The sequence below is a fragment of the Isoptericola halotolerans genome (assembly GCF_003003075.1).
Classification (GTDB): Bacteria; Actinomycetota; Actinomycetes; order Actinomycetales; family Cellulomonadaceae; genus Isoptericola; species Isoptericola halotolerans_A.
Map to the genome: position 1 here is coordinate 20320 of NZ_PVTX01000016.1, position 21727 is coordinate 42046.

Genomic DNA, 21727 nt, shown 5'->3' on the forward strand with positions numbered 1-21727 from the left:
GCACGACCTGTCCGCGGGCGTACCGTGGAGACAGGCGACCGGTCACGGACGCCTGCTCGCGTGGCGCGACCCGCCACGGGAAGGCAACCATGACCCTCTCGGGGTACCTGCAGGAGTGTGCCGCCCGGTCCGCCGGGGTGCTGGGCGACGATCTGGACGCGAGCGTGACCCTGCGCCAGCACGGGCTCACCGTGCACGCCGGGAGCAGCAGCGACGACGCAGCCCGGTGCGACCGGGCGGAGGCGATGGCGGACGACGGGCCCTGCATCGACGCCATGGTGAGCGGCCTCCTGGTGGACGTCGCCGCCGTGGCGGACGAGGACCGATGGCTGCAGTGGCGCCGGCAGAGCCTCGAGGCGGGCTTCGTCAAGGCGCTGGCCGTCCCGTCGCAGGTGGCACCCGGCATCGCGGTGGCGCTCAACCTGTACTCGCGGTCGCCCGGTCCGTGGGGCGAGCGACTGGTCGGCGCCGCCGAGGAGTACTCCCGGCTCATCGCCGGGGCGGTGCGCCTCCAGCTCGAGTTCGCCAACCTGGACGACGCGGCCGGCGCCCTGTTCCGCGGTGCCTCGCACACCGCGATCCTCGAGCAGGCGGTCGGCGCCGTGATGGAGACCAACGGGTGCTCCGAGCAGGCTGCGCAGGAGCTCATCCGGTCCGCGGCCCGGCGGCGCGGCGTCCCCGAACGCGAGATCGCGACCACCGTGCTGCGCTCGCTGGTGGCCTACGGCACGGGGAACATCGTCGACGACCGCCTCCCCGGCCCGTGAGTGCCGCCGGGAACCCGCCCTCCGCCCGCGCCGGCGTGTGCCGATGCGTCGGCACGGGCCGATGATGGAACACTGAAGCTGACGACGAGACGAGGTGACGGCTGGTTTGAGCCCTACGGAGCTGTTGGGTCTGCTCGCCCAGACGCTGGCCTCTGCCGACGCCGAGGAGCCGCTCGCCGTCCGGCTGTGCCGGGCCGTCGTCAAGATCGTCGACGGCCACGGCGGCACGCTCGCCGTGGCGTCGGTGCCCGGCGACCGCATGGTCGTGAGCACCTCCACCACGTACGCGCAGATCGACGCCCTGCAGGAGCTGCTCGGCGAGGGTCCCGTGCCGCAGGCGATCCACGACGACCGCCTCGTCGTGGCACGCGTCGAGGACTCGCCGAACCGCTTCCCGACGTTCGCCCAGGAGGCCGCCAAGGCCGTCGGCGGGCCCCTGACCGTCTACGCCGTGCCGATGCACGCGGGGGTACGGACCGTCGGGGTCCTCAGCCTGTACCTCACCAGCGGGCAGCTGTCGCGCGGCAGCGCGGACATCCAGTTCCTCGCCGACGCGGTCGGCACCTCCCTGATGAACGACCTCGACGCCCTGGACTGGTCGCAGAAGTCGCACGTCCACCAGGCCACCGGCATGGTGACGGCGCAGCTGCGAATCCACCCCGACGACGCGCTGGCGGTCCTGCGGGCCCATGCGTTCGCCCGCTCCACCGACCTGCAGACCGTGGCCGAGGACGTGCTGGCGCGGCGGATGGCCTTCTCGCACGACCGGGGCAAGGAGCGCGAGCAGCATCACGAGCAGGACCAGGACCAGGAGCAGGACCAGCCGTCGGACGACAACGACCGAACCGAGGAGCCATGACCCCGCAAGAACCCACCGACACGCTGGCCGGAGCCGCCTCCGCGCTGGTCCACGGCCACGACGTCACGGACCTGCTCCTGCGACTCACCCAGCAGGCCACCCGCACGTTCGGCGGGGACGTCGGGGGTCTCCTGGTCAGGGCGGACCGCGCCGGCCGTCTGGAGGTCCTCGCCGCCACCGACCACGTCGCGAGCCATCTCGAGGTGTACCAGGCCCAGCGGGTCGAGGGCCCGTGCGTCGACGTCGTCGTGACCGGGGCGCCGGTCGCCGCGGTCGGCCGCGAGGAGCTCCTGGAGCGCTGGCCCGCCGTCGGCCGGGAGATCGTCGACGCCGGGCTGCGCAGCGCGCACGCGTTCCCCCTGGCGTGGCGCGGCGCCGTCGTCGGCGGCCTGAACATCTTCGCGCGGCACGACCTGGAGGCGACGCCCGAGACCGCGCGGGCCGCCCAGGCCGTGGCGGACATGCTCACCCTGGTGGTGACCCAGCCCGACGCCCTCGGCGAGGACGAGATCGCCCGCCGCATCGACCACGCGCTGGCGGGACGCGTGGTCATCGAGCAGGCCAAGGGCGCCCTGGCCGAACGTCTCGACCTCGACATGGCCCGGGCCTACGACGCGCTCGTCGAGCGGTCGCTGCGCACCGGCACCACGGTCACGGAGACGGCACGCTCCGTGCTCCAGGAGGCGCAGGAGGGCTGAGCCTCGCCCGGCGGACGGTCAGGGCGCAGCAGTCAAACGTGCGTTCGGCCGTTTCGGTCTGTACTTTTTTCCCTGGTGAGTCAGGAAGCGGCTCCACGGTGAGACGCAGACTGGAGCACGGCGTGTCTTTCGACGAACCTGACGCCCGACGTGGCCGACGAGGTGCGGGCCCGACCGGTCGTTACCGGCTCGACCTGGCGACGCGGACCTGGTGGTGGTCCGACGACATCTACGCCCTGCACGGGTTCGCCCCGGGCGAGGTGGTCCCGACCACCGACCTCGTCCTGGCCCACCACCACCCGGACGACCGGCCCCGCACGGCCCGGTTCCTGGCCGCGGCACGACGGACGGACAAGCCCTTCGGCGCGATGTACCGGTTGATCGGGGCGGACGGCACGGAGCGGTCCGTCGTCGTCGGCGGGATGGTCGAGCCGGTCAGCGACGGCGGCGAGCTGGTCCTGCACGGGTACGCCACGGACGTGAGCACCACGGTCGAGGAGCGGGCCGGCGCCGTCGCCAACCAGCAGATCCGGGCGTCCGCACGCAGCCGCGGCGTCATCGAGCAGGCCAAGGGAGCGCTCGCCGCCGTCTACCGGATCTCTCCGGAATCGGCGTTCGAGGTCATGCGGGTCGCATCGAACGACCAGAACACCCCCTTGCGCGAGATCGCGGAGGCCGCGTTGGACGCCGCCACGAGCAGCACGTCAGGGCGCCGTGCGCGGCTGGACGACCTCCTCGCCGGCGTCCCCGCGCAGGACGGCAGGTCACCCCGGGGCGCAGGCGCGCGGTCGGTCACGGCCTCGTGACGCCCTGACCGACCCGGGCCCGAGTGGCAACGACCGGCGTCCCGCCGCAAGGTGGACGTGTGCTCGAGAAGCGCGGCACACGGCTCCCCCTGCGGAACGAGGAGACGAATGCGTGCGCTCACCTGGCAAGGACGCGAGACGGTCTCGGTCGAGGACGTCCCCGACCCCCGGATCGAACAACCCACCGACGCGATCGTCCGCGTCACGTCGACCGCCGTCTGCGGGTCCGACCTGCACCTGTACGGCGTGCTCGGGATGTTCCTCGACGCGGGTGACGTCCTCGGGCACGAGGCCATGGGCGTCGTCGAGGAGGTCGGCCCCGCCGCCGGTGACCTCCAGGTCGGCGACCGGGTGGTGGTCCCCTTCACCATCTCGTGCGGCAGGTGCTGGATGTGCACCCGCGGTCTGCAGAGCCAGTGCGAGACGACCCAGGTCCGCTCGCAGGACAAGGGTGCGGCGCTCTTCGGCTACACCCGCCTGTACGGACAGGTGCCCGGCGGCCAGGCGCAGTACCTGCGCGTGCCGCAGGCGCACTACGGGCCCGTCAAGGTGCCCGACGACGGTGCCCCGGACGAGCGCTACCTCTACCTCTCGGACGTGCTGCCGACGGCCTGGCAGGCCGTGGAGTACGCCGACGTCCCCGAGGGCGGCAGCGTGGTGGTCGTCGGGCTCGGACCGGTCGGCCAGATGGCGGCCAGGGTGGCGCTCCACCGCGGGGCCGGGACCGTCATCGGCATCGAACCGGTCGCCGAACGCCGCGCCATGGCCGAGCGGCACGGGGTCACCACGCTCGACCCGCAGGCCGCCGGGGCGCTGGTGCCGGCCGTCCGGGACCTCACGTCCGGGCGGGGACCCGACTCCGTCATCGACGCGGTCGGGATGGAGGCGCACGGCTCCCCCGCGGCGGAGACGGTCCAGAAGGCCGTCGGGTTCCTGCCCGACGCCGTCGCCGCGCCGCTCACCGAGCGCGCCGCCACCGACCGCCTGGCCGCGCTGCGCACAGCGTTCGACCTCGTCCGCCGGGGCGGGACGGTGTCGATCTCCGGGGTCTACGGCGGTGCCCTCGATCCCCTGCCGATGCTGCAGCTGTTCGACAAGCAGGTGACGCTGCGCATGGGGCAGGCGAACGTGCGCCGGTGGGTCGACGACCTCCTGCCGCTGGCCCAGGACGCGGCCGACCCGCTCGGCGTGCTCGACCTGCGCACGCACCGGGTGCCGCTCGAAAGCGCCCCGGAGGCGTACGCCACCTTCCAGCGCAAGGAGGACGGCTGCATCAAGGTCGTGCTCGACCCCTGGGCCTGAGGGCCGTCGTCCGGACGGTCCGAGCACGCGGAGAGGCTCGGCGACGCGCAGAGGGCGGCCCCGGCACGCTGTTGGCCGGGGCCGCCCTCTCGGCGTGATCGCGCGACAGGCTCCTCAGAAGACCGGCTTGCCCCCGGTCACGCCCAGCACCGTGCCGGACACGTAGCTCGCCTCCGAGGAGGACGCCAGGAACACGAAGGCGGGCGCCACCTCGGCCGGCTGGCCGGCGCGCCCCAGGGGGGTGTCCTGGCCGAACGACGCCAGCTTCTCCTCCGGCTGGGTCGCGGGCTGCAGCGGTGTCCAGATGGGTCCGGGCGCCACGGCGTTGACCCGGATCCCTCGGGGGCCTAGCTCGGCCGCCAAGTTGACCGTCAGGTTGTTGATCGCCGCCTTCGTCGAGGCGTAGTCCACCAACGACGTCGACGGCTGGTAGGCCTGGATCGACGAGTTGTTGATCACCGCCGATCCTTCCTTCAGGAAGGGCAGTGCCGACTGCGTCACCCACAGCAGCGCGTAGAGGTTCGTCTTGAGCACGCGGTCGATCTCCGCCGTGGTGACGTCCTCGATCGACTCGCGGCGCGCCATCTGGAAGCCGGCGTTGTTCACCACCACGTCGAGGCCGCCCAGCGCCTCGGCCGCCCGCTCCGGCAGCGCCCGCGCGGTGGCCTCGTCGGTGATGTCCCCCGGCAGGAGCGCGACCGTCCGGCCGGCCTCCCGGACCCAGCGCGCCGCCTCCTCGGCGTCCTGCTGCTCCTCCGGCAGGTAGCTGATCGCCACGTCCGCGCCCTCCCGGGCGAAGGCGATCACGACCGCCCGCCCGATGCCCGAGTCGCCGCCGGTGACGAGCGCCCGCCGTCCGACCAGGCGGCCCGACCCGCGGTAGCTCTCCTCACCGTGGTCGGGCCGCGGGCTCATCTGCCCCGTCCACCCCGGCGGGTCCTGCTGCTGCGCGGGGAAGGCCCGCTGCTCGTCCGTCATCTCCTACCTCCTCGGTCTCGTGTGCGCCGTCGCTGGGCTACTTGTCAGCTCGCGCGCCGCCGGGCCAGCTGGGCCTCGCGCATGTGCGGGCGCCGGTCGGGGACGACCGCGTCGAAGGTCTGGTCGACCGTCTTGCAGGCGTCCTGCCCGAGGCCGGGTCCGGAGGCGAGCTGCGTCATGACCTGGGCGGCCGTCTGCCGCAGCCCGGCGCCGGTGGCGCCGGCCTGCTGCACCAGCATGGCCTCGGCCGCGTCCTCGTCGAGGCCGTGCACCGCCATGAGCACCCCCTTGGTGCGCTCGATGGCGGCAGCGGACACGTAGGCCGCGTCGATGGCCCGCTTCACCTGCTGCTCGACGGCCTGCTTGCGCACCGGGGTGATGTCGACGATGTACCCGACGACCTGCTCGCCGCCGGTCTCGCGCGAGCGCCGCGCCTGGCCGGTGACCACGAGGTCCCGGGTGCGGCCGTGCGCGTCGACGATGCGGTGCGAGCAGGCGAACGCGCGTCCTGAGCGCAGGGCCGCCAGCGACTCCTTCACCAGCCGCTCCCGCTCGTCGGAGTGCTGGTGGCGACGCAGCACGTCGGGGTCGGGCGAGACCTCGTCGGCCTCGTACCCGTGGATCGTGGTGACCTCTTCGGACCACCACCACCGACCCGTCTCCAGGTCGACGCTGTAGCGCCCGACGAGCACCCCCGTGCCCACCGCGAGCGTGCTCGCCAGCTCCTCGGCGGTCACCGGCCCCGCCTGGTCCGGGTGCGGGGCGACGAAGGGATCGGTCGCGGTGGTCGTCAGCGGTTCCGTGGTCTGTGCCATGGTCAGTCTCCGTCCGGACGAAGTCCGAAGCCGCTCCTTGACCTCGCTCGCCACGCTAGCCCCGGCCCGGCGACCGCGCCAACCGACGACCTCGCGCCGCGTCCGATGTTGTCGCGCCGGGCTGCGGGGCGTAGCGTCGAAGTGCGGTCATGAAGCGGCCACCACCCTGCCTCCTGGAGTGAAGATGACGACGGTCCCGGACGACGAGACACTGGCGAAGGTGCTGTCCCGAGGAGACCAGGCCTCGGTCGGAGAGTTCCGCGTCACGGTCGCCACCGACGAGTGGTGGTGGTCCGACGTGGTCTACGAGATGCACGGGTTCGCGCCGGGAGAGGTGGTGCCGACGAGCGACCTCGTCCTGGCGCACAGCCACCCCGACGACCGCCAGCACGCGCAGGCGGTTCTCGACGAGGCACGGTGCAGCGAGGAGCCGTTCGCGATGATCCACCGCATCGTGGACGCCCAGGGCGAGGGCCACGTCGTCGCCACGGTCGGCAGGGGGCGGTGCGACGACGACGGCACGGTGACGGAGGTCACCGGCTACCTGCTGGACCTGACGACGAGCGTGCGCCACCTGGCCTCGGAGGAGGCCAACGCCTCCATCCAGGCCGCGGCCCGCAGCCGACGCGACATCGAGCAGGCCAAGGGCGTCCTCATGATGGTCCTCGGGGTCGACGACGACGGCGCGTTCCAGATCCTGCGCCGGCTCTCCAACGACACCAACACCCCGCTCAGGGTGCTGGCCGGCTGGTTGATGACCAGCGCGCGCGAGGCCGAGACGCCGTCGCGCGACGCGGTCCTGGCCTTCCTTCGGGGCCTGGAGGAACACGGCGCCGTGGAGTCGCGATGACCGGCGGACGGCGCGGACCGCTGACCGGCGTGCTCGAGCGGCTGGAGCGCAGCGAGTCGGCCGACGGGCTGTCCGGCGTCGTGCTGCGGGCCGCGCGCCAGGTGACACCGACCGCCGGGCCGCTCTACGACGAGCTGCGCGGACGGTCGCTGGGCCATCCGCTGCACGCTGCCCTGACCGACCTCCCCGTCGGCCTGTGGGTCGGCGCGGCGCTCCTGGACCTCACGCGCCCGCCGGGCCACGCGACAGCCGCACGGCGGCTCGTCGGGCTGGGCGTGCTGAGCACCGTTCCCACGGTGGTCACGGGGCTGACCGACTACCGCGCGCTGACCCGGTCCGCACGACGCGTCGCGGCCGTCCACGCCACGACGAACGGCGTGGGCAACGCCCTGATGGTCTCGTCCTGGGTCGCACGCCGCTCCGGGCGCCAGCGCACGGGTGTCCTGCTCTCGACCGCCGGCCTCGCGGCCGCCGGGCTCGGAGCCCTGCTCGGCGGCCACGTCGCGCTGGGCATGAAGGAGCCCGCCGAGCTGCCCTGACGGACGTCGCCGGACGCAGGAGCGGTTCGTCTTGCGAAGAAGCGCTTCTCGGGGTGACGGTGTGGACGGGTTGCAGCAGCGACGACCCGTCGACCGTCGGACGGCTTCGGTGAGCCTGTCCGACCCTGTCGGAAGGTGCGTCGGTCATGCGCGTCCTCGGCGTCAATGCCCTCTTCCACGACCCCGCCGCCGCCCTCGTGGTGGACGGCACCGTCGTCGCCGCCGCGGAGGAGGAACGCTTCTCGCGGCGCAAGCACGGCAAGCGCCCGGTGCCCTTCGCGGCGTGGGAGCTGCCGGAGCGGGCCGCGGCCTGGTGCCTCGAGGTGGGCGGCCTCCGGCCGGCCGACCTCGACGCGGTGGCGTACTCGTTCGACCCGGCGCTCGCCAAGCCGGCGGAGGAGATGGGTCTGGACGACCCGTGGGACTGGCTGCGCGTGCGCTACGCGGAACGGGCACCCGAGTTCCTCGCCGCGGCGCTGCCGGGCCTCTCCCCCGCGGCGGTGCGCTTCGTCCCGCACGAGGTCGCCCACGCGGCCTCCGCGGCACTCGCGGCGCCGTTCCCCGTCTCCAGCGTGCTCTCCCTCGACGGCCGCGGCGAGCGGTCCTCCCACCTCGCCGGGCGCTACGATCACGGCCGCCTGGAGGTCCTCGCCAGCCAGGAGCTCCCCCACTCGCTCGGGCTGGTGTACGAGTCGCTGACCGAGCACCTCGGGTTCCTGCGCTCCAGCGACGAGTACAAGGTCATGGCGCTCGCCTCCTACGGCCGGCCCCGGTTCCTGGCGGAGATCCGCGAGGTGGTGCGTCCCACCGGTGACGGCGGCTTCGTCGCCGAGCCGCCGGACTGGAGCCGTTGGGCCCCGCCGGCCGCCGAGGCCGGCGCCGGTGACGCCCGGCACGGTGGGATGACCCGCGACCAGGCGGACCTCGCGGCCTCGGTGCAGGCCCGCCTGGAAGAGGTCCTCGTCGAGCTCGCCACGTGGCTGCACGGGCAGACCGGTGACCGGGTCCTGACGATGGCGGGCGGGACCGCGCTCAACTGCGTCGCCAACTCCCGCGTGTGGCGCGACAGCCCCTTCGACGAGGTGTGGGTGCAGCCGGCCGCCGGCGACTCCGGCACAGCGATCGGCGCGGCCCTGCAGCTCACGGCCGAGGCGGGCGAGACCGTCGAGCCCCTGACGTCGGCCGCGCTCGGCCGGTCCTGGGACGACGACGAGCTGGCGGCCTGGTTGCGGGCGGCCCGCATCCCCTTCTCCACCCCGGCCGACCTGCCCGGCGAGGTCGCCGACGTGCTCGCGGCCGACGGTGTCGTCGGATGGTTCGACGGCCGGGCGGAGATGGGCCCGCGTGCCCTCGGCCAGCGGTCGTTGCTCGCGCACCCGGGCAGGGCCGACAACGTGGAACGACTCAACGACGTCAAGGGCCGCGAGCAGTTCCGGCCCGTGGCACCGATGGTCCTCCTCGAGGACGCCCCCGAGATCTTCGCCGGCGGCCCGATCCCCAGCCCCTACATGCTGTTCGTCCACGACGTCGCCCCGGCGTGGCGCGAGCGCATCCCTGCCGTGGTCCACGTCGACGGCACGGCACGGATCCAGACGGTCGACGACGGGATGCCCCGGCTGCAGGCCATGATCCGCGCCTTCAAGGACCGCACCGGGCTGCCCGTCGTGGTCAACACCAGCCTCAACACGGCCGGTCGCCCGATCGTCGACGACCCACGCGACGCGCTCGAGCTGTTCGGCTCGGCACCGGTCGACGCTCTCGTCATGGGGCCGCACCTCGTGCGCCGTGGAGACCTGACGGACGGAGGACGCTCGTGACGGCGACCACCCCGGAGACGTCGCACCCGACCCTCGACACCTGGGCCGTCGTCGTCCCCACGGTCGGGCGACCCTCGCTCCGCCTGCTCCTGGACTCGCTCGTCGCGACCCTGCCCCTCGGATCCGGCTCCGAGCCCTCCCCGCTGCCCGAGGTCGTGGTGGTCGACGACCGGCCCGTCCCGGCCTCGCCGCAGCCGGCGGAGGTCCCCCCACCGCTCGACCTCGGCCAGGCCGGCGCGCGGCTCCACACCGAGGTCGTCCGCACGGGCGGCCGCGGCCCGGCGGCGGCCCGCAACGCCGGCTGGCGTTCGACGCGAGCCACGTGGGTCGTGTTCCTCGACGACGACGTGGAGGTACCCCGCCACTGGGCCGCCGGGCTCGCCTCGGACCTCGCGGCGGCCGGGCCCGGCGTCGGCGGCGTGCAGGGCAACCTCGACGTCCCGCTCCCTGAGAGCCGTCGCCCGACCGACGCCGAGCGCAACACCGCTGCCCTCGAGGGGGCGGCGTGGGCGACGGCGGACATGGCCTACCGCCGACGCGCGCTGGAGGACGTCGGCGGCTTCGACGAGCGCTTCCCGCGGGCCTACCGGGAGGACGCCGACCTGGCACTGCGCGTGCGTGACGCCGGGTGGCGGCTGGTGCGCGGGGTGCGCCGTACCACGCACCCCCCACGGCCCTCGGACGGTGCCGCCAGCCTGCGGGCTCAGGTCGGTGCCCGCGACGACGCCCTCATGCGGGCGCTGCACGGCCGCCGCTGGCGCGAGCGGGCGGCCACCGGCTCCGGTCGTCTCCCGTGGCACGTGGCGACGGTCGGGACCGCCGCGCTGGCCGTCACCGCCGCAGCGGCCGGCCGGCGCCGCACGGCAGCCGTCGGGGCGGGCGTGTGGGCGGGGCTGACGGCGGACTTCCTGGCCCGGCGTCTCGTCCCGGGGCCCCGCCCGGGCGACCGCGGCTTCGGCACGGAGGTGTGGCGCATGGCGTGGACCAGCGTCGCGATCCCGTTCGCCGCGGTGGGCCACCGGGCTGCCGGCTCCCTCGCGCGACGCGGCGGCGTCGAACCGTGGCCGCCCCCGATCAGCGCCGTGCTGCTGGACCGGGACGGCACGCTCGTGCACGACGTGCCCTACAACGGGGACCCCACACGGGTGGAGCCGCTCGAGGACGTCCTCGACCAGCTCGACGTCCTCCGGGCTCGCGGTGTCCGCCTCGGCGTCGTCAGCAACCAGTCGGGGGTGGCGCGCGGTGTGCTCACCCGTGCCCAGGTGCAGGCGGTGAACGACCACGTGGAGAAGCTGCTGGGACCGTTCGACACCTGGCAGGTGTGCGTGCACGCCCCCCAGGACGGTTGCTGGTGCCGCAAGCCCGCCCCCGGCCTCGTGCAGGCCGCGGCCACCGCCCTCGGCGTCGAGCCCTGGCGCTGCGCCGTGGTGGGCGACATCGGCTCGGACGTCGCCGCCGGCATCGCCGCGGGTGCCGAGACGGTCCTGGTCCCCACCGCCGTGACCCGACGCGACGAGGTGGACGACGCACCCGTCGTGGCACCGGACCTGGCCGCCGCGGTGCGCTATCTCGAACCCCGGTTGTCGACGTCGGGGACCAGCCGCCGGACGTCTGCCGGCCAGGAGGGTGCCCGATGAGCGCCGACGTGCTGGCGGTCCGCCTCGACAACCTGGGCGACGTGCTGCTGACCGGTCCGGCGGTCCGGGCGCTGGCTCACGGGGCGGCGGACCGCGGCGGCGCCGTCGACCTGCTCACCTCCCCCGCCTCCCGCGCGGCCGGCGAGCTCCTGCCGGGCGTCCGGTCCGTGCTGGCGTTCGACGCGCCGTGGTCCGGGTTCGACCCTCCCGACGCCGACGCGCAGACGCTGCAGGCGCTCGTCACGACGCTGGCCGAGCGGCGGTACGCCGAAGCGGTCGTGTTCACCTCCTTCCACCAGAGCCCGCTGCTGATGGCGTTGCTCGCCCGGTGGGCCGGCATCCCCCGGGTGAGCGCGACGAGCGTCGACTACCCGGGCTCGCTGCTCGACTTGCGGCACCACCGCCCCGACGGGCTGCACGAGGTCGAGGCGGCGTCGGACCTCGCCCGCGCGGCCGGCTTCCCGCCCCCGCCGGACGACGACGGCCGCCTGCGGGTCGACGTCCCGTCGGCCGAGACCCGCCGCCCCGACGCCTACGTCGTCGTCCACCCCGGGGCCTCGGTGCCTGCGCGCGCCCCGGCGCCGGACCACGCCCGCGAGATCGTGGCCGAGCTGGTCCGTCGCGGCCGCAGGGTCGTGGTCACCGGCTCGCCCGCCGAGGCAGAGCTGGCGGTCCACGTCGCGGCCGGCCGCGCGCAGGTGCTCGCCGGGAGCACCGACCTGGGCGCTCTGGCAACGGTCCTGGCGGGTGCGGGATGCGTCGTGGCGGGCAACACCGGACCCGCGCACCTCGCCGCCGCCGTCGGCACCCCGGTGGTCTCCCTGTTCTCCCCGGTGGTTCCCGCCGAGCGGTGGGCCCCGTGGGGCGTCCCGTCCCTGCTGCTGGGCGACCAGCACGCGGCGTGCGGCGGCACACGCGCCCGCGAGTGCCCGGTGCCCGGGCACCCGTGCCTGTCGTCCGTGGCTCCGGCCCTGGTGGCCGACGCCGTCGAGCGGCTCGCTCCCGTGCCCGCGGAGGTGGTCGCATGAGGGTCCTCGTCTGGCACGTGCACGGCTCGTGGACCACCTCGTTCGTCGCGGGCCCCCACGAGTACGTCGTCCCCGTGGTCCCGGAGCGCGGGCCGGACGGCCGTGGCCGGGCACGCACCTGGGACTGGCCGGGCTCGGTCGGCGAGGCCGACCCCGCCGAGCTGGCGAGGCTCGCCGCGGACGGCGGGATCGACGTCGTGGTCCTCCAGCGGCCCGAGGAACCGGAGCTGCTGCACCGGTGGACCGGGCTCGTCGCCGGCCGCGACGTGCCGGCCGTCTACCTCGAGCACAACGCCCCGACGGGACCGGCGGCGGCCACCCGCCACCCGCTGGCGGACCTCGACGTCGTCGCCGACGGCACGGTGCCCGTCGTTCACGTCACGGCGTACAACGCCCTGATGTGGGACACCGGCGACGCACGGACGCTGGTGGTGGACCACGGCATCCCGGACCCCGGCCACCGGAGTACCGGCGAGCTGGACACGATCGCCGCCGTCGTGAACGAACCCGTCCGCCGATGGCGGGTGGCCGGCACCGACGTGCTGCTCGAGGTCGCTCGGCACGTCCCGGTGGACGTCTACGGCATGGGCGTCACGGGACTCGGGAACCACCGTCCGCCGGTGCCCGGGGCTCCTCCTCTGAGGCTGTACGACGACGTCCCGCAGGCCGCGATGCACGACGCCCTCGCCCGGTCGCGCGCCTACCTGCACCCCTTCCGGTGGACCAGTCTCGGCCTCGCGCTGCTGGAGGCGATGGCTCTCGGCCTGCCGGTCCTCGCCCTGCCCACCACGGAGGCCCCGGTCGCCGTGCCCCCCACCGCCGGGGTGCTCAGCTCCCGGCCCGAGACCCTCGTCGCGACCGCCCGCCGTTGGCTGGCCGAGCCCGACGAGGCGCGCGAGCACGGCGCAGCAGCCCGCGCGCACGTCCTGCAGCACTACTCGCTCGACGCGTTCCTGCACCGCTGGGACGCCATCCTGACGGAGGTGACCTCATGAAGATCGCGATGATCTCCGAGCACGCCAGCCCTCTCGCCGTGCTCGGCGGGCCGGACGCCGGCGGGCAGAACGTTCACGTGGCCTCGCTCGCCACCCGCCTGGGAGCCCAGGGCCACTCCGTGCAGGTGTACACCCGGCGCGACGACCCCGCGCTGCCGGAGCGCGTCCCCTTCGCCCCGGGCGTCGAGGTCGTGCACGTCGACGCGGGTCCGCCGGAGCCGCTGCCCAAGGACGACCTCCTGCCGTACATGGACGAGCTGGGCACCGACCTGCGCCGTCGATGGGACCGGTCCGTGCTGGGCTCCGGGCGCGATCCCGTGCCCGACGTCGTCCACGCGCACTTCTGGATGTCCGGGGTCGCGGGCCTCCAGTGCGCGCCCCCGCTCGGCATCCCGCTCGTCCAGACCTTTCACGCGCTGGGCTCGGTCAAACGCCGGCACCAGGGCGTCCACGACACCAGTCCGCCCGAGCGGGTGGCCCGCGAACGATTGCTCTGCCGGGCCGTCGACGGCATCGTCGCCACCTGCCAGGACGAGGTGTCCGAGCTCGTGGCGCTCGGCGCCCCGCCGGAACGCGTGGAGGTGGTGCCCTGCGGCGTCGACGTCGACGCGTTCCAGCCGCCCGCCGCGCGTCGACGTCGGCGCCCCGGCGCTCCCCTGCGGCTGCTGTCCGTCGGCCGGCTCGTCGAGCGCAAAGGGGTCGACACCGTCATCGCGGCCCTGCCACTCCTGCCGTCCGCGCAACTCGTCGTCGCGGGCGGCCCCTCGGCCGACGACCTGGTCGACGACGCGGAGGCCTGCCGGCTGCGGGACGTCGCCCGCCGGCTGGGCGTCGAGGGCCGCGTCCGGTTCGTCGGCAGCGTGACGCAGGACGCCGTGCAGGACCTCATGCACACCTCCGACGTTGTCGTGTGCACGCCGTGGTACGAACCCTTCGGCATCGTGCCGCTCGAGGCGGCGGCCTGCGGACGCCCCGTCGTCGGCTCGGCCGTGGGCGGCCTCCTCGACTCGGTGGTGGACGGCCGCACCGGGCTCCTGGTCCCGCCGCGGGAACCGGAGGCCCTCGCCGACGCCCTCCGGGAGCTGGAGAGCGACCCCGCCGCCGGTGAGCGGATGGGCGCCACGGCCCGGGCCCGCGCCGAGCGCCTGTACGACTGGTCCACCGTCGCCGCACGGACCGTCGAGGCCTACGGGACGGTCGTCGCCGACCGCCGGTCGGACGGTGCGGAGAGCGGCTCCGAGCAGCTCGGGGCGTCCCGGGCGGTGAACGACCGATGAGCGCACGGGACGAGGCGTCGCACTGGCTGCGCACGCACCTCGCGGACCTGCACACCGGCCTGGACGCACTGCTCGCCGAGGCCGACCGCATCGACTCCTGGGGCGCGCACCTGGCCGAGCGCACGCTGGCCGGCGGGCGCCTGCTCGTGGCCGGCAACGGGGGCAGCGCCGCCGAGGCGCAGCACCTCACGGCCGAGCTGGTGGGCCGGTTCGAGCGGGAGCGGGTGCCGTTGTCGGCGATCGCCCTGCACGCGGAGACCTCGTCGCTGACCGCCCTGGTCAACGACTACGGGCCCGACGAGATGTTCGCCCGGCAGGTCGCCGCCCACGGACGGTCGGGCGACGTCCTCGTCCTGCTGTCGACGTCGGGCCGGAGCGCGAACGTGGTGGCGGCGGCCCGGGCCGCGCGCGAGCGCGGCATCACCACGTGGGCGCTGACCGGGCCGGCGCCGAGCCCCCTCGCTCAGGAGTGCGACGACACCATGGCGCTGCCCGGTCGCTCCACCTCGACCGTCCAGGAGCTGCACCTGTCCGTGGCGCACGCCCTGTGCGCCGCCGTCGACGCCCACCTGCGGCACGACGTCACGGCCGAGCCCGGCGCGCAGGACGGGACGCACGCGCCGCACGACGGGCGGCCCCGCGTGGTCGTCGTCGGCGACGTCCTGCTCGACCGGGACGTCGACGGCCAGGTCACCAGGTTCTCGCCCGACGGCCCCGTGCCCGTCGTCGACACGCTCGGCGTGCGGAGCAGCCCCGGTGGCGCGGGACTGGCGGCCGTCCTCGCGGCCGACGCCGCGAAGGTCCGGGTGCTCGCACCGTTCGCCCCCGACCCCGGGGGGCGCGAGCTGCGCAACCTCCTGCGCCCGACGGTCGAGATCGTCGAGGTGCCCCAGGAGGGCGGCACGCGCCGCAAGACCCGGGTGCGCTCGGGGGGCCAGACGATGGTCCGGGTCGACGACGGCGGACCCGCCGTCCCGCGCGACGTCCCGGTGGAGCGGGTCCGGGAGGCGCTCTCGGACGCCGACGCCGTGCTGGTCTCCGACTACGGCGCGGGCACCACGCTCCCCGGCCCGCTGCGCGACGCCGTCGCCGCGGCGGCGGCCGACCGGCCCGTGGTCTGGGACCCGCACCCCCGGGGCGGCGCGCCGGTGCCGGGCGTGACGCTCGTGACGCCCAACCATGCCGAGGCGCTCGGCGCCGCCGAGGACCTCGGCCTGACCGTGGTGGCCGACGACCCCGGCGGACTGGCCCAGTCGCTCGCCCGCGCCTGGGAGGCCGAGGCGGTCTGCCTCACCCTCGGTGACCGGGGCGCCTACCTGGCGCGCGCGACCGGCGAGAGCGCCTACGTGCCCGCCGAGGCCGTCGCCGGCGATCCCTGCGGCGCGGGCGACCGGTTCGCGGCCACGGCAGCCGTCGAGCTCGCGCGCGGCACGTCCGTGGTCGACGTGGTGAACCGGGCGGTGCACGCCGCCACGGCCTGGGTCGCCGAGGGCGGCGCCGAGGGGTACCGCCGCCGGGCGGCTCTCGCCGGGCCGGGCGGGGCCGCGCACGGGTCCACGCCCGGGTCCACGCACGAGTCCGACGTGGGCACCGACGGCGGCTCCGGCGCCCGGTCGGGGTCGGGCACCACCGAGCGCACCCCGGAGAGCGTCGCCGCAAGGCTGCGGTCCGACGGCGGGACCGTCGTCGCGACCGGGGGCTGCTTCGACATCCTGCACGCCGGGCACGTCGCCACGCTCGAGGCCGCCGCACGGCTGGGTGACCACCTCGTGGTGCTGCTCAACGGCGACGACTCGGTCCGGCGGCTCAAGGGTGAGGGCAGGCCCGTCGTGGGGGCCGCCGACCGCGCCCGGGTGCTCTCGGCGCTGGACTGCGTGGCCGACGTCGTCGTCTTCGACGAGGACGACCCCACGACCGTCCTCGACCGGCTCCGCCCCGACGTGTGGGCCAAGGGCGGCGACTACACCCGCCGACCGCTGCCGGAGGCCGAGACGGTCCGCCGGCACGGCGGCCGGGTGGTCCTGCTGCCGTTCGTCGAGGGCAGGTCGACCACCTCGATCCTGGACCGGGCACCCCGGTCCGCACGACCCGCGGCGCCCGACCGGGCGCCGGCCACCACCACGAGGGAGGCACGAGCATGACCGACGCCACCGCACCGCCCACCGAGACCCCGGTTCCTCGGGAGCTGGGCACCGTCTACGTGACCGGCGGCTCCAGCGGCCTCGGTGCCGCGCTGGTCGAGGCCGTCACCGCCGCCGGCGGCAAGCCCGTCGTCCTCGACCGCGTCCCGCCGTCGGCGGAGGTGCCCCACGCCGTGGTCGACCTGGCCGACAGCGCCGCCGCGGCCGACGCCGTCGAGCGGCTCGCCGTGGAGGTCGGGCCGCCCGACGCCGTGGTGACCGCCGCCGGGACGGACGCCTGCGGCCCGCTCGCCGAGATCTCCGTCGAGCACTGGGAGCGTGTCGTCCGGGTCAACCTCCTGGGCACGGTCGCCGTCGTGCGGGCCGCACTGCCCTTTCTCGAGCAGCGGCGGGGCACCGTCGTGACCGTCGCCTCGACGCTGGGTCTCAAGGGTGTCTCCGACGCCACCGCCTACTGCGCCTCGAAGTTCGGGGTGCGGGGGTTCTCGCAGGCGTTGGCCGCCGAGCTCGCCGGGCGGGTCGGCGTCACCTGCCTCGTGCCGGGCGGGATGCGCACCGCGTTCTTCGACGGACGCCCGGAGCAGTACAAGCCCGGCCCGGACGCCGACCTCGCCGATCCCCGGGCCACCGCGGCAGCCGCCGTCACGGCCCTGCGCCAGCCCGTCGGCGTCGAGATCCGCGAGATGCTGGTGGCCGCCTCGGGCGAGTCGTCGTGGCCCTGAGCCCGCAGGGCAGCGTCCTGGTCCTGCGCGCGCTGGGGCTCGGTGACGCCGTGACCGGCGTGCCCGCCCTGCGGGGCGTGCGCCGGGCCTGGCCCCGTCGGCGGATCCTGCTGGCGGGGCCGTCCGCCACCGGCGAGTGGCTGCGCGGCCTGGGCCTGGTCGACGAGGTGCTGCCGACGTCGGGCCTGGACTCGCCCGAGTGGCCGCACGGCGTGCTGGACGCCGGGCGCCACGGCCTGGTGGCGGTGAACCTGCACGGCTCCGGCCCGCAGAGCCACCGGCTGCTGCGCTCGGTGCGGCCGGCACGGCTGGTCGCCTTCGCCGACGCCGTCACCGGCACTCCGGGCCCCGCGTGGGACGACGACGAGCACGAGGTGGACCGGTGGTGCCGGCTGGTGCGCGACGCCGGCGGCGCGTGCGGGCGGCCCGACCTGCGGCTCGAGGGCACGGGTCCGCCGGGCCACCACGTCGTCGTGCACCCCGGGGCCGCGTCCCCCGCGCGGCGCTGGCCGGAGCACCGGTACGCCGCCGTGGTGCGGCACCTGACCGGACGAGGTGCCGACGTCCTGGTCACCGGGGGTCCCGCGGAGTCCGGGACGTGCTCCCGTGTGGCCGCCGCGGCCTCCGGCCCGGGCACCGCCACCAGCCTCGCCGGGCACCTCGACGTCCCCGCGCTCGCACGAACCGTCGCCGCGGCGCGGCTCGTGGTGTGCGGGGACACGGGGGTCGGCCATCTCGCCACCGCGTTCGGCACGGCGTCGGTCCACCTGTTCGGGCCCACACCACCGCACCGCTGGGGCCCGTCGGTCGACCAGGACCGCCACGTCGTCCTGTGGCACGGGGAGGCCGGGTACGTCGGCGACCCCCACGGGAGCGCGGTGGACCCCGCCCTCGCGAGCATCCGCACCGAGGAGGTGGTCGACGCCGTCGACCACCTCCTCCAGAGGGCACCGGTCGGGGTGCCCACCGACGAGGAGGAGCAGAGATGAGACATGACCAGGTCGTGCAGTGGGTGGACCGCTACGAGCGCGCATGGCGCGAGAACGACGCCGGGGCCGTGGCGGACCTGTTCACCCCTGAAGCCTCCTACGCCCGCTCGCCGTACGAGCGGGCGCTGCTGGGCCAGGCCAGCATCCAGGACTTCTGGACGACCGACGCCGGCGCGACGTTCACGATGACGGCCGAGCCCGTGGCCGTCGACGGCGTCACCGCGGTGGTGCGCGTGGGGGTGCACTACACCGCACCGGAGTCCCAGGAGTACAAGAACCTCTGGGTCCTGCGCTTCGCCGACGACGGCCGGGTGGCCGACTTCGAGGAGTGGCCGTTCTGGCCGGGGCGTCCCTACAGCGCCGGCGGCGGGGCGAGCGACGAGGCTCCGGTCGAGCCCGGGCCGACGCCGGAGATCTGACCCGTCGGGCGGCCGAGAGCGTCCACGGACCAGCCGGCCGCCCGCCAGGGGCCGGGGTCCACGGCGTTGCGCGTGTCCACCAGCCGGCGGTGCCGGACCAGCTCGCCCGCGCGGTGCGGGTCGAGCCGGACGTACTCCTCCCACGCGGTGGCCAGCACGACCACGTCCGCCGCACGCAGCGCCTCGTCCACGTCCACCTGGAACCCGAGGGCCGGGTGGTGCTCCTGCGCGTGCGCCACGGCCTGCGGGTCGGTCACGACGACCCGGGCGCCACCCTCGGCCAGGCGCTCGGCGAGCTCCAGAGCGGGTGACGACCGGACGTCGTCGGACTCCGGCTTGAAGGCCGCTCCGAGCACCGTGACCCGGGCGCCGGCGAGCGTGCCGCCGCACGCCCGGCGCACGAGCGCCACGGCACGGGTGCAGGCACGGTCGTTGATGGCGTCCACGTGCTCGAGGAACTCGACCGCTGGACCGATCCCCAGCTCCCGTGCCCGGGCGAGGAACGCCCGGATGTCCTTCGGCAGGCACCCGCCGCCGAAGCCCAGCCCCACGCCCAGGTACTGCCCCCCGATGCGCGGGTCGTACGCCATGGTCCCGGCCAGCGCGACGGCGTCACCGCCGGAGGTCTCGCAGACCTCGGCCATGGCGTTGACGAACGAGATCTTGGTCGCGAGGAACGCGTTGGCGGCCACCTTCGCCAGCTCGGCCGTGGCCAGGTCGGTCACCACCCGAGGTACGCCGGACCCGACGAGCGGCGCGTACACCGCGTCCAGGCGTGCCGCCGCCGCGCGGCCGGCATCGCCCGTGCCCACGCCGTACACCAACCTGTCGGGGCGCAGCGTGTCGGCGACGGCATGGCCTTCGCGCAGGAACTCGGGGTTCCACACCAGGTCCGCCCCGTGTGCGCGCACCCGGTCGGCGACGCGCGGCGCCGTGCCCACCGGGACGGTCGACTTGCCGACCACCAGGTCGCCGGCGCGCAGGTGCGGCAGGAGGCACTCGACGGCCTCGTCCAGGTGGCGCAGGTCCGCCTCCCCGGAGCCGGCACGCTGGGGGGTGCCCACGCACACGAAGTGCACGTCGCACCCCTGCACGTCCGCCGTGTCGGACGAGAACCGGAGCCGTCCGGCCCGGCGTCCCTCGTCGAGCAGCTCCACCAGCTCGGGTTCGTAGAAGGGCGCGCGCCCGGCGGACAGCGTCGCGACGCGCGCCTCGTCGACGTCGATGCCGACCACGTCGTGCCCCAGCCGGGCGAGCGACGCGGCGTGCACGGCACCGAGGTACCCGCAGCCGATGACCGACACGCGCCGCCCGTGGGGACCGGCCGGTGCGGCCGCGTCGGTGTCGTCGTGCTCACGGAACCACTCGACCGTGCGGGCGAGGCCCTCGCGCCAGGGGGTCCGGGCGCGCCACCCGAGCACCTCCCGGGCGAGCGAGACGTCCGGCCGGCGGCGGACCGGGTCGTCCTGCGGGAGGTCGACGTGGCGCGTCCCGGCCGTGGAGCCGGTCGCGGCGAGGACGTCCCGCGCCACCTCCGCGACCGACAGCTCCTCGGGGTTGCCGAGGTTCATCGGCCCGGTGTGGCCGCTCGCGGCGAAGGCGAGGATGCCCTCCACGAGGTCGTCGACGTAGCAGACGGACCGTGTCTGGGACCCGTCACCCGCCACCGTGAGCGGTTCTCCCGCGAGCGCCTGCCGCACGAAGGTCGGCACCATCCGGCCGTCGTTCCCGCGCATCCGCGGACCGTAGGTGTTGAAGATCCGGACGATGCCGGTGTCGACGCCGCGGTCGCCGCGGAACGCCGTCGTGAGCGCCTCGGAGAACCGTTTGGCCTCGTCGTAGACGCTGCGGGGGCCGACGGGGTTCACGTGGCCCCAGTAGTCCTCGCGCTGCGGATGGGTCTCGGGGTCGCCGTACACCTCGGAGGTGGAGGCCAGCACGAACCGTGCCCCGCAGGACTGCGCCAGCTCGAGGGCGTGCCGGGTGCCGACGGAGCCCACGTCGAGGGTCTCGATCGGCCGCTCGAGGTAGTCGACCGGGGAGGCCGGCGACGCGAGGTGCAGCACCAGGTCCACGTCGCGGGGCGCCCTCTCACCCAGCGGGACGGGGCCCTGGGTGATGTCGGCGCGCACCAGGCCGAACCCCGGGTCGCCGACGAGGTGGGCGACGTTCGCGGCGGCTCCGCTCGACAGGTCGTCCACGCAGACGACGGCGGTGCCGGCACGCAGCAGGGCCTCGCACACATGGCTGCCGACGAAGCCGGCACCGCCCGTGACGACCGCACGGTGGAAGGTGGGGGCGGGACGCTCGCTCATCGCCGCACGAGCTTCGCGAACGTGCTGCCACCGCCGTCGGCGCGCTGCGGCTGGTAGAGGAACGCCAGGCCGGCGTCCTCGAACTTCTCGAACCACGTGTCCCAGTCGACGTGCTCCAGCTGGTCCTCGCCCGTGCCGCCGGGGAAGTCGATCCGCAGCACGCCGGCCTCGTCACCGTGCTCCGTGCCGCGCACGCTCGCCGGTGCCCCGCCGTTCTCCTCGACCCAGCTCCGGATCTCGTCGTGGTCGGTGGTCGTCCTGGTCTGTGAGTCCGACATGGTCCCCTCCTGGGAAGTCACCCACGGCCTCGCTGCTGGACCCGGCACCGCTCACGCTGCCACCGTCCTCCCGGGCTCGCACGGCATGCCGCCGGCACGGGTTGCCTGCGCAGGACGACCTGCCAGGCTTCGAGGACGGGGCGGCGTCGGTCCAGGAGAGCGGCCGCGTCACGCCACGTGGTCAGGAGGCGAGCATGAGCGAGCACACTGCCGACGAGCCGTTCGAGGATCCCGACGCGGACCTGGAGCAGCTCAACCCACGGACCGGGCCTTCCGCCCACCCGCCGCGTCCCGAGGACGACGACCAGGACGAGCGGGACGAGCGGGACGACCGGGACGACCGGGACGCCGAGCGCACACCGGGCACCGGGCCCGGACAACGGGTGCCCGGGCCGCACCCGCAGGAGGAGCCCGGCCCGGGCACCGGCCCGGGGCCGCGCTCCCCGGGCTCGCAGGGCTGAGCACGCAGCGCACGAGCCGCCCCCGTCCGGGTTG

21 protein-coding genes are annotated in these 21727 nt (G+C 75.2%); 17 read left to right on the forward strand and 4 right to left on the reverse strand.

Annotated elements, in window-relative coordinates:
* Nucleotides 1-89: 89 nt before the first annotated feature.
* The 5 genes from BCL65_RS17255 to BCL65_RS17275 all read left to right on the forward strand — a co-directional run bounded on the left by BCL65_RS17255 (nt 90) and on the right by BCL65_RS17275 (nt 4432).
* Nucleotides 90-767, forward strand: coding sequence for an ANTAR domain-containing protein (locus BCL65_RS17255; protein ID WP_106269758.1), 678 nt, complete (start codon nt 90-92; stop codon nt 765-767).
* A gap of 106 nt (nt 768-873) precedes the next feature.
* The gene (locus BCL65_RS17260; protein WP_125206582.1) at nt 874-1626 is read left to right on the forward strand and encodes a GAF and ANTAR domain-containing protein; all 753 of its coding nucleotides are present in this window, start codon (nt 874-876) and stop codon (nt 1624-1626) included.
* On the forward strand, nt 1623-2324 hold the full coding sequence (locus tag BCL65_RS17265; RefSeq protein WP_106269760.1) for a GAF and ANTAR domain-containing protein: 702 nt from the start codon (nt 1623-1625) through the stop codon (nt 2322-2324). Before BCL65_RS17260 ends, BCL65_RS17265 begins: the two co-directional genes overlap by 4 nt.
* 98 nt (nt 2325-2422) lie before the next feature.
* Complete coding sequence (locus tag BCL65_RS18060; protein ID WP_181340748.1) at nt 2423-3130, forward strand: PAS and ANTAR domain-containing protein; 708 nt, start codon at nt 2423-2425, stop codon at nt 3128-3130.
* A gap of 108 nt (nt 3131-3238) precedes the next feature.
* Nucleotides 3239-4432 carry an alcohol dehydrogenase catalytic domain-containing protein gene (locus BCL65_RS17275; RefSeq protein ID WP_106269761.1) on the forward strand — a complete coding sequence of 398 codons (1194 nt, stop codon included), beginning with the start codon at nt 3239-3241 and terminating at the stop codon, nt 4430-4432.
* Between the two features lie 114 nt (nt 4433-4546).
* On the opposite strand, the gene BCL65_RS17280 is transcribed toward BCL65_RS17275, so the two are convergent.
* Together BCL65_RS17280 and BCL65_RS17285 are read right to left on the reverse strand one after the other, a co-directional pair.
* Nucleotides 4547-5410, reverse strand: coding sequence for an SDR family oxidoreductase (locus BCL65_RS17280; protein WP_106269762.1), 864 nt, complete (start codon nt 5408-5410; stop codon nt 4547-4549).
* Between the two features lie 44 nt (nt 5411-5454).
* Complete coding sequence (locus BCL65_RS17285) at nt 5455-6225, reverse strand: PAS and ANTAR domain-containing protein (protein ID WP_106269763.1); 771 nt, start codon at nt 6223-6225, stop codon at nt 5455-5457.
* Nucleotides 6226-6409: 184 nt separating this feature from the next.
* Between BCL65_RS17285 and BCL65_RS17290 the strand changes: the two genes are divergently transcribed.
* The 11 genes from BCL65_RS17290 (at nt 6410) to BCL65_RS17340 (ending at nt 18639) form a co-directional block, all read left to right on the forward strand.
* The gene (locus tag BCL65_RS17290; RefSeq protein WP_165800073.1) at nt 6410-7075 is read left to right on the forward strand and encodes a PAS and ANTAR domain-containing protein; all 666 of its coding nucleotides are present in this window, start codon (nt 6410-6412) and stop codon (nt 7073-7075) included.
* Complete coding sequence (locus BCL65_RS17295) at nt 7072-7614, forward strand: DUF2231 domain-containing protein (RefSeq protein WP_106269765.1); 543 nt, start codon at nt 7072-7074, stop codon at nt 7612-7614. The genes BCL65_RS17290 and BCL65_RS17295 overlap by 4 nt, the downstream gene beginning before the upstream one ends.
* Nucleotides 7615-7760: 146 nt before the next feature.
* Nucleotides 7761-9431 (forward strand): carbamoyltransferase family protein, encoded by a 1671-nt coding sequence (locus BCL65_RS17300; protein ID WP_106269766.1) that lies wholly within the window; start codon nt 7761-7763, stop codon nt 9429-9431.
* Nucleotides 9428-11068: an HAD-IIIA family hydrolase gene (locus BCL65_RS18485; RefSeq protein WP_106269767.1), complete on the forward strand. Its 1641-nt coding sequence runs from the start codon at nt 9428-9430 to the stop codon at nt 11066-11068. The genes BCL65_RS17300 and BCL65_RS18485 overlap by 4 nt, the downstream gene beginning before the upstream one ends.
* A complete protein-coding gene (locus BCL65_RS17310) occupies nt 11065-12096 on the forward strand; it encodes a glycosyltransferase family 9 protein (RefSeq protein ID WP_106269768.1) in 1032 nt (343 codons plus the stop codon). Before BCL65_RS18485 ends, BCL65_RS17310 begins: the two co-directional genes overlap by 4 nt.
* Entirely contained in the window at nt 12093-13091 is a 999-nt protein-coding gene (locus BCL65_RS17315; RefSeq protein WP_106269769.1) for a glycosyltransferase, read from the forward strand. The genes BCL65_RS17310 and BCL65_RS17315 overlap by 4 nt, the downstream gene beginning before the upstream one ends.
* Nucleotides 13088-14368, forward strand: coding sequence for a glycosyltransferase (locus BCL65_RS17320; RefSeq protein WP_106269770.1), 1281 nt, complete (start codon nt 13088-13090; stop codon nt 14366-14368). The genes BCL65_RS17315 and BCL65_RS17320 overlap by 4 nt, the downstream gene beginning before the upstream one ends.
* Entirely contained in the window at nt 14365-16509 is a 2145-nt protein-coding gene (locus BCL65_RS17325; protein WP_106269771.1) for a PfkB family carbohydrate kinase, read from the forward strand. The genes BCL65_RS17320 and BCL65_RS17325 overlap by 4 nt, the downstream gene beginning before the upstream one ends.
* The gene (locus BCL65_RS17330) at nt 16506-17231 is read left to right on the forward strand and encodes an SDR family oxidoreductase (protein WP_106269772.1); all 726 of its coding nucleotides are present in this window, start codon (nt 16506-16508) and stop codon (nt 17229-17231) included. Before BCL65_RS17325 ends, BCL65_RS17330 begins: the two co-directional genes overlap by 4 nt.
* Nucleotides 17222-18220 carry a glycosyltransferase family 9 protein gene (locus BCL65_RS17335; RefSeq protein WP_106269773.1) on the forward strand — a complete coding sequence of 333 codons (999 nt, stop codon included), beginning with the start codon at nt 17222-17224 and terminating at the stop codon, nt 18218-18220. Before BCL65_RS17330 ends, BCL65_RS17335 begins: the two co-directional genes overlap by 10 nt.
* On the forward strand, nt 18217-18639 hold the full coding sequence (locus tag BCL65_RS17340) for a YybH family protein (protein ID WP_106269774.1): 423 nt from the start codon (nt 18217-18219) through the stop codon (nt 18637-18639). The genes BCL65_RS17335 and BCL65_RS17340 overlap by 4 nt, the downstream gene beginning before the upstream one ends.
* On the opposite strand, the gene BCL65_RS18490 is transcribed toward BCL65_RS17340, so the two are convergent.
* Nucleotides 18573-20954: a nucleotide sugar dehydrogenase gene (locus BCL65_RS18490; protein WP_106269775.1), complete on the reverse strand. Its 2382-nt coding sequence runs from the start codon at nt 20952-20954 to the stop codon at nt 18573-18575. The genes BCL65_RS17340 and BCL65_RS18490 overlap by 67 nt on opposite strands.
* Nucleotides 20951-21232 carry a hypothetical protein gene (locus tag BCL65_RS17350; RefSeq protein WP_106269776.1) on the reverse strand — a complete coding sequence of 94 codons (282 nt, stop codon included), beginning with the start codon at nt 21230-21232 and terminating at the stop codon, nt 20951-20953. Before BCL65_RS17350 ends, BCL65_RS18490 begins: the two co-directional genes overlap by 4 nt.
* Nucleotides 21233-21426: 194 nt before the next feature.
* Between BCL65_RS17350 and BCL65_RS17355 the strand changes: the two genes are divergently transcribed.
* Complete coding sequence (locus tag BCL65_RS17355; RefSeq protein ID WP_106269777.1) at nt 21427-21693, forward strand: hypothetical protein; 267 nt, start codon at nt 21427-21429, stop codon at nt 21691-21693.
* The last annotated feature ends 34 nt before the right edge of the window (nt 21694-21727 follow it).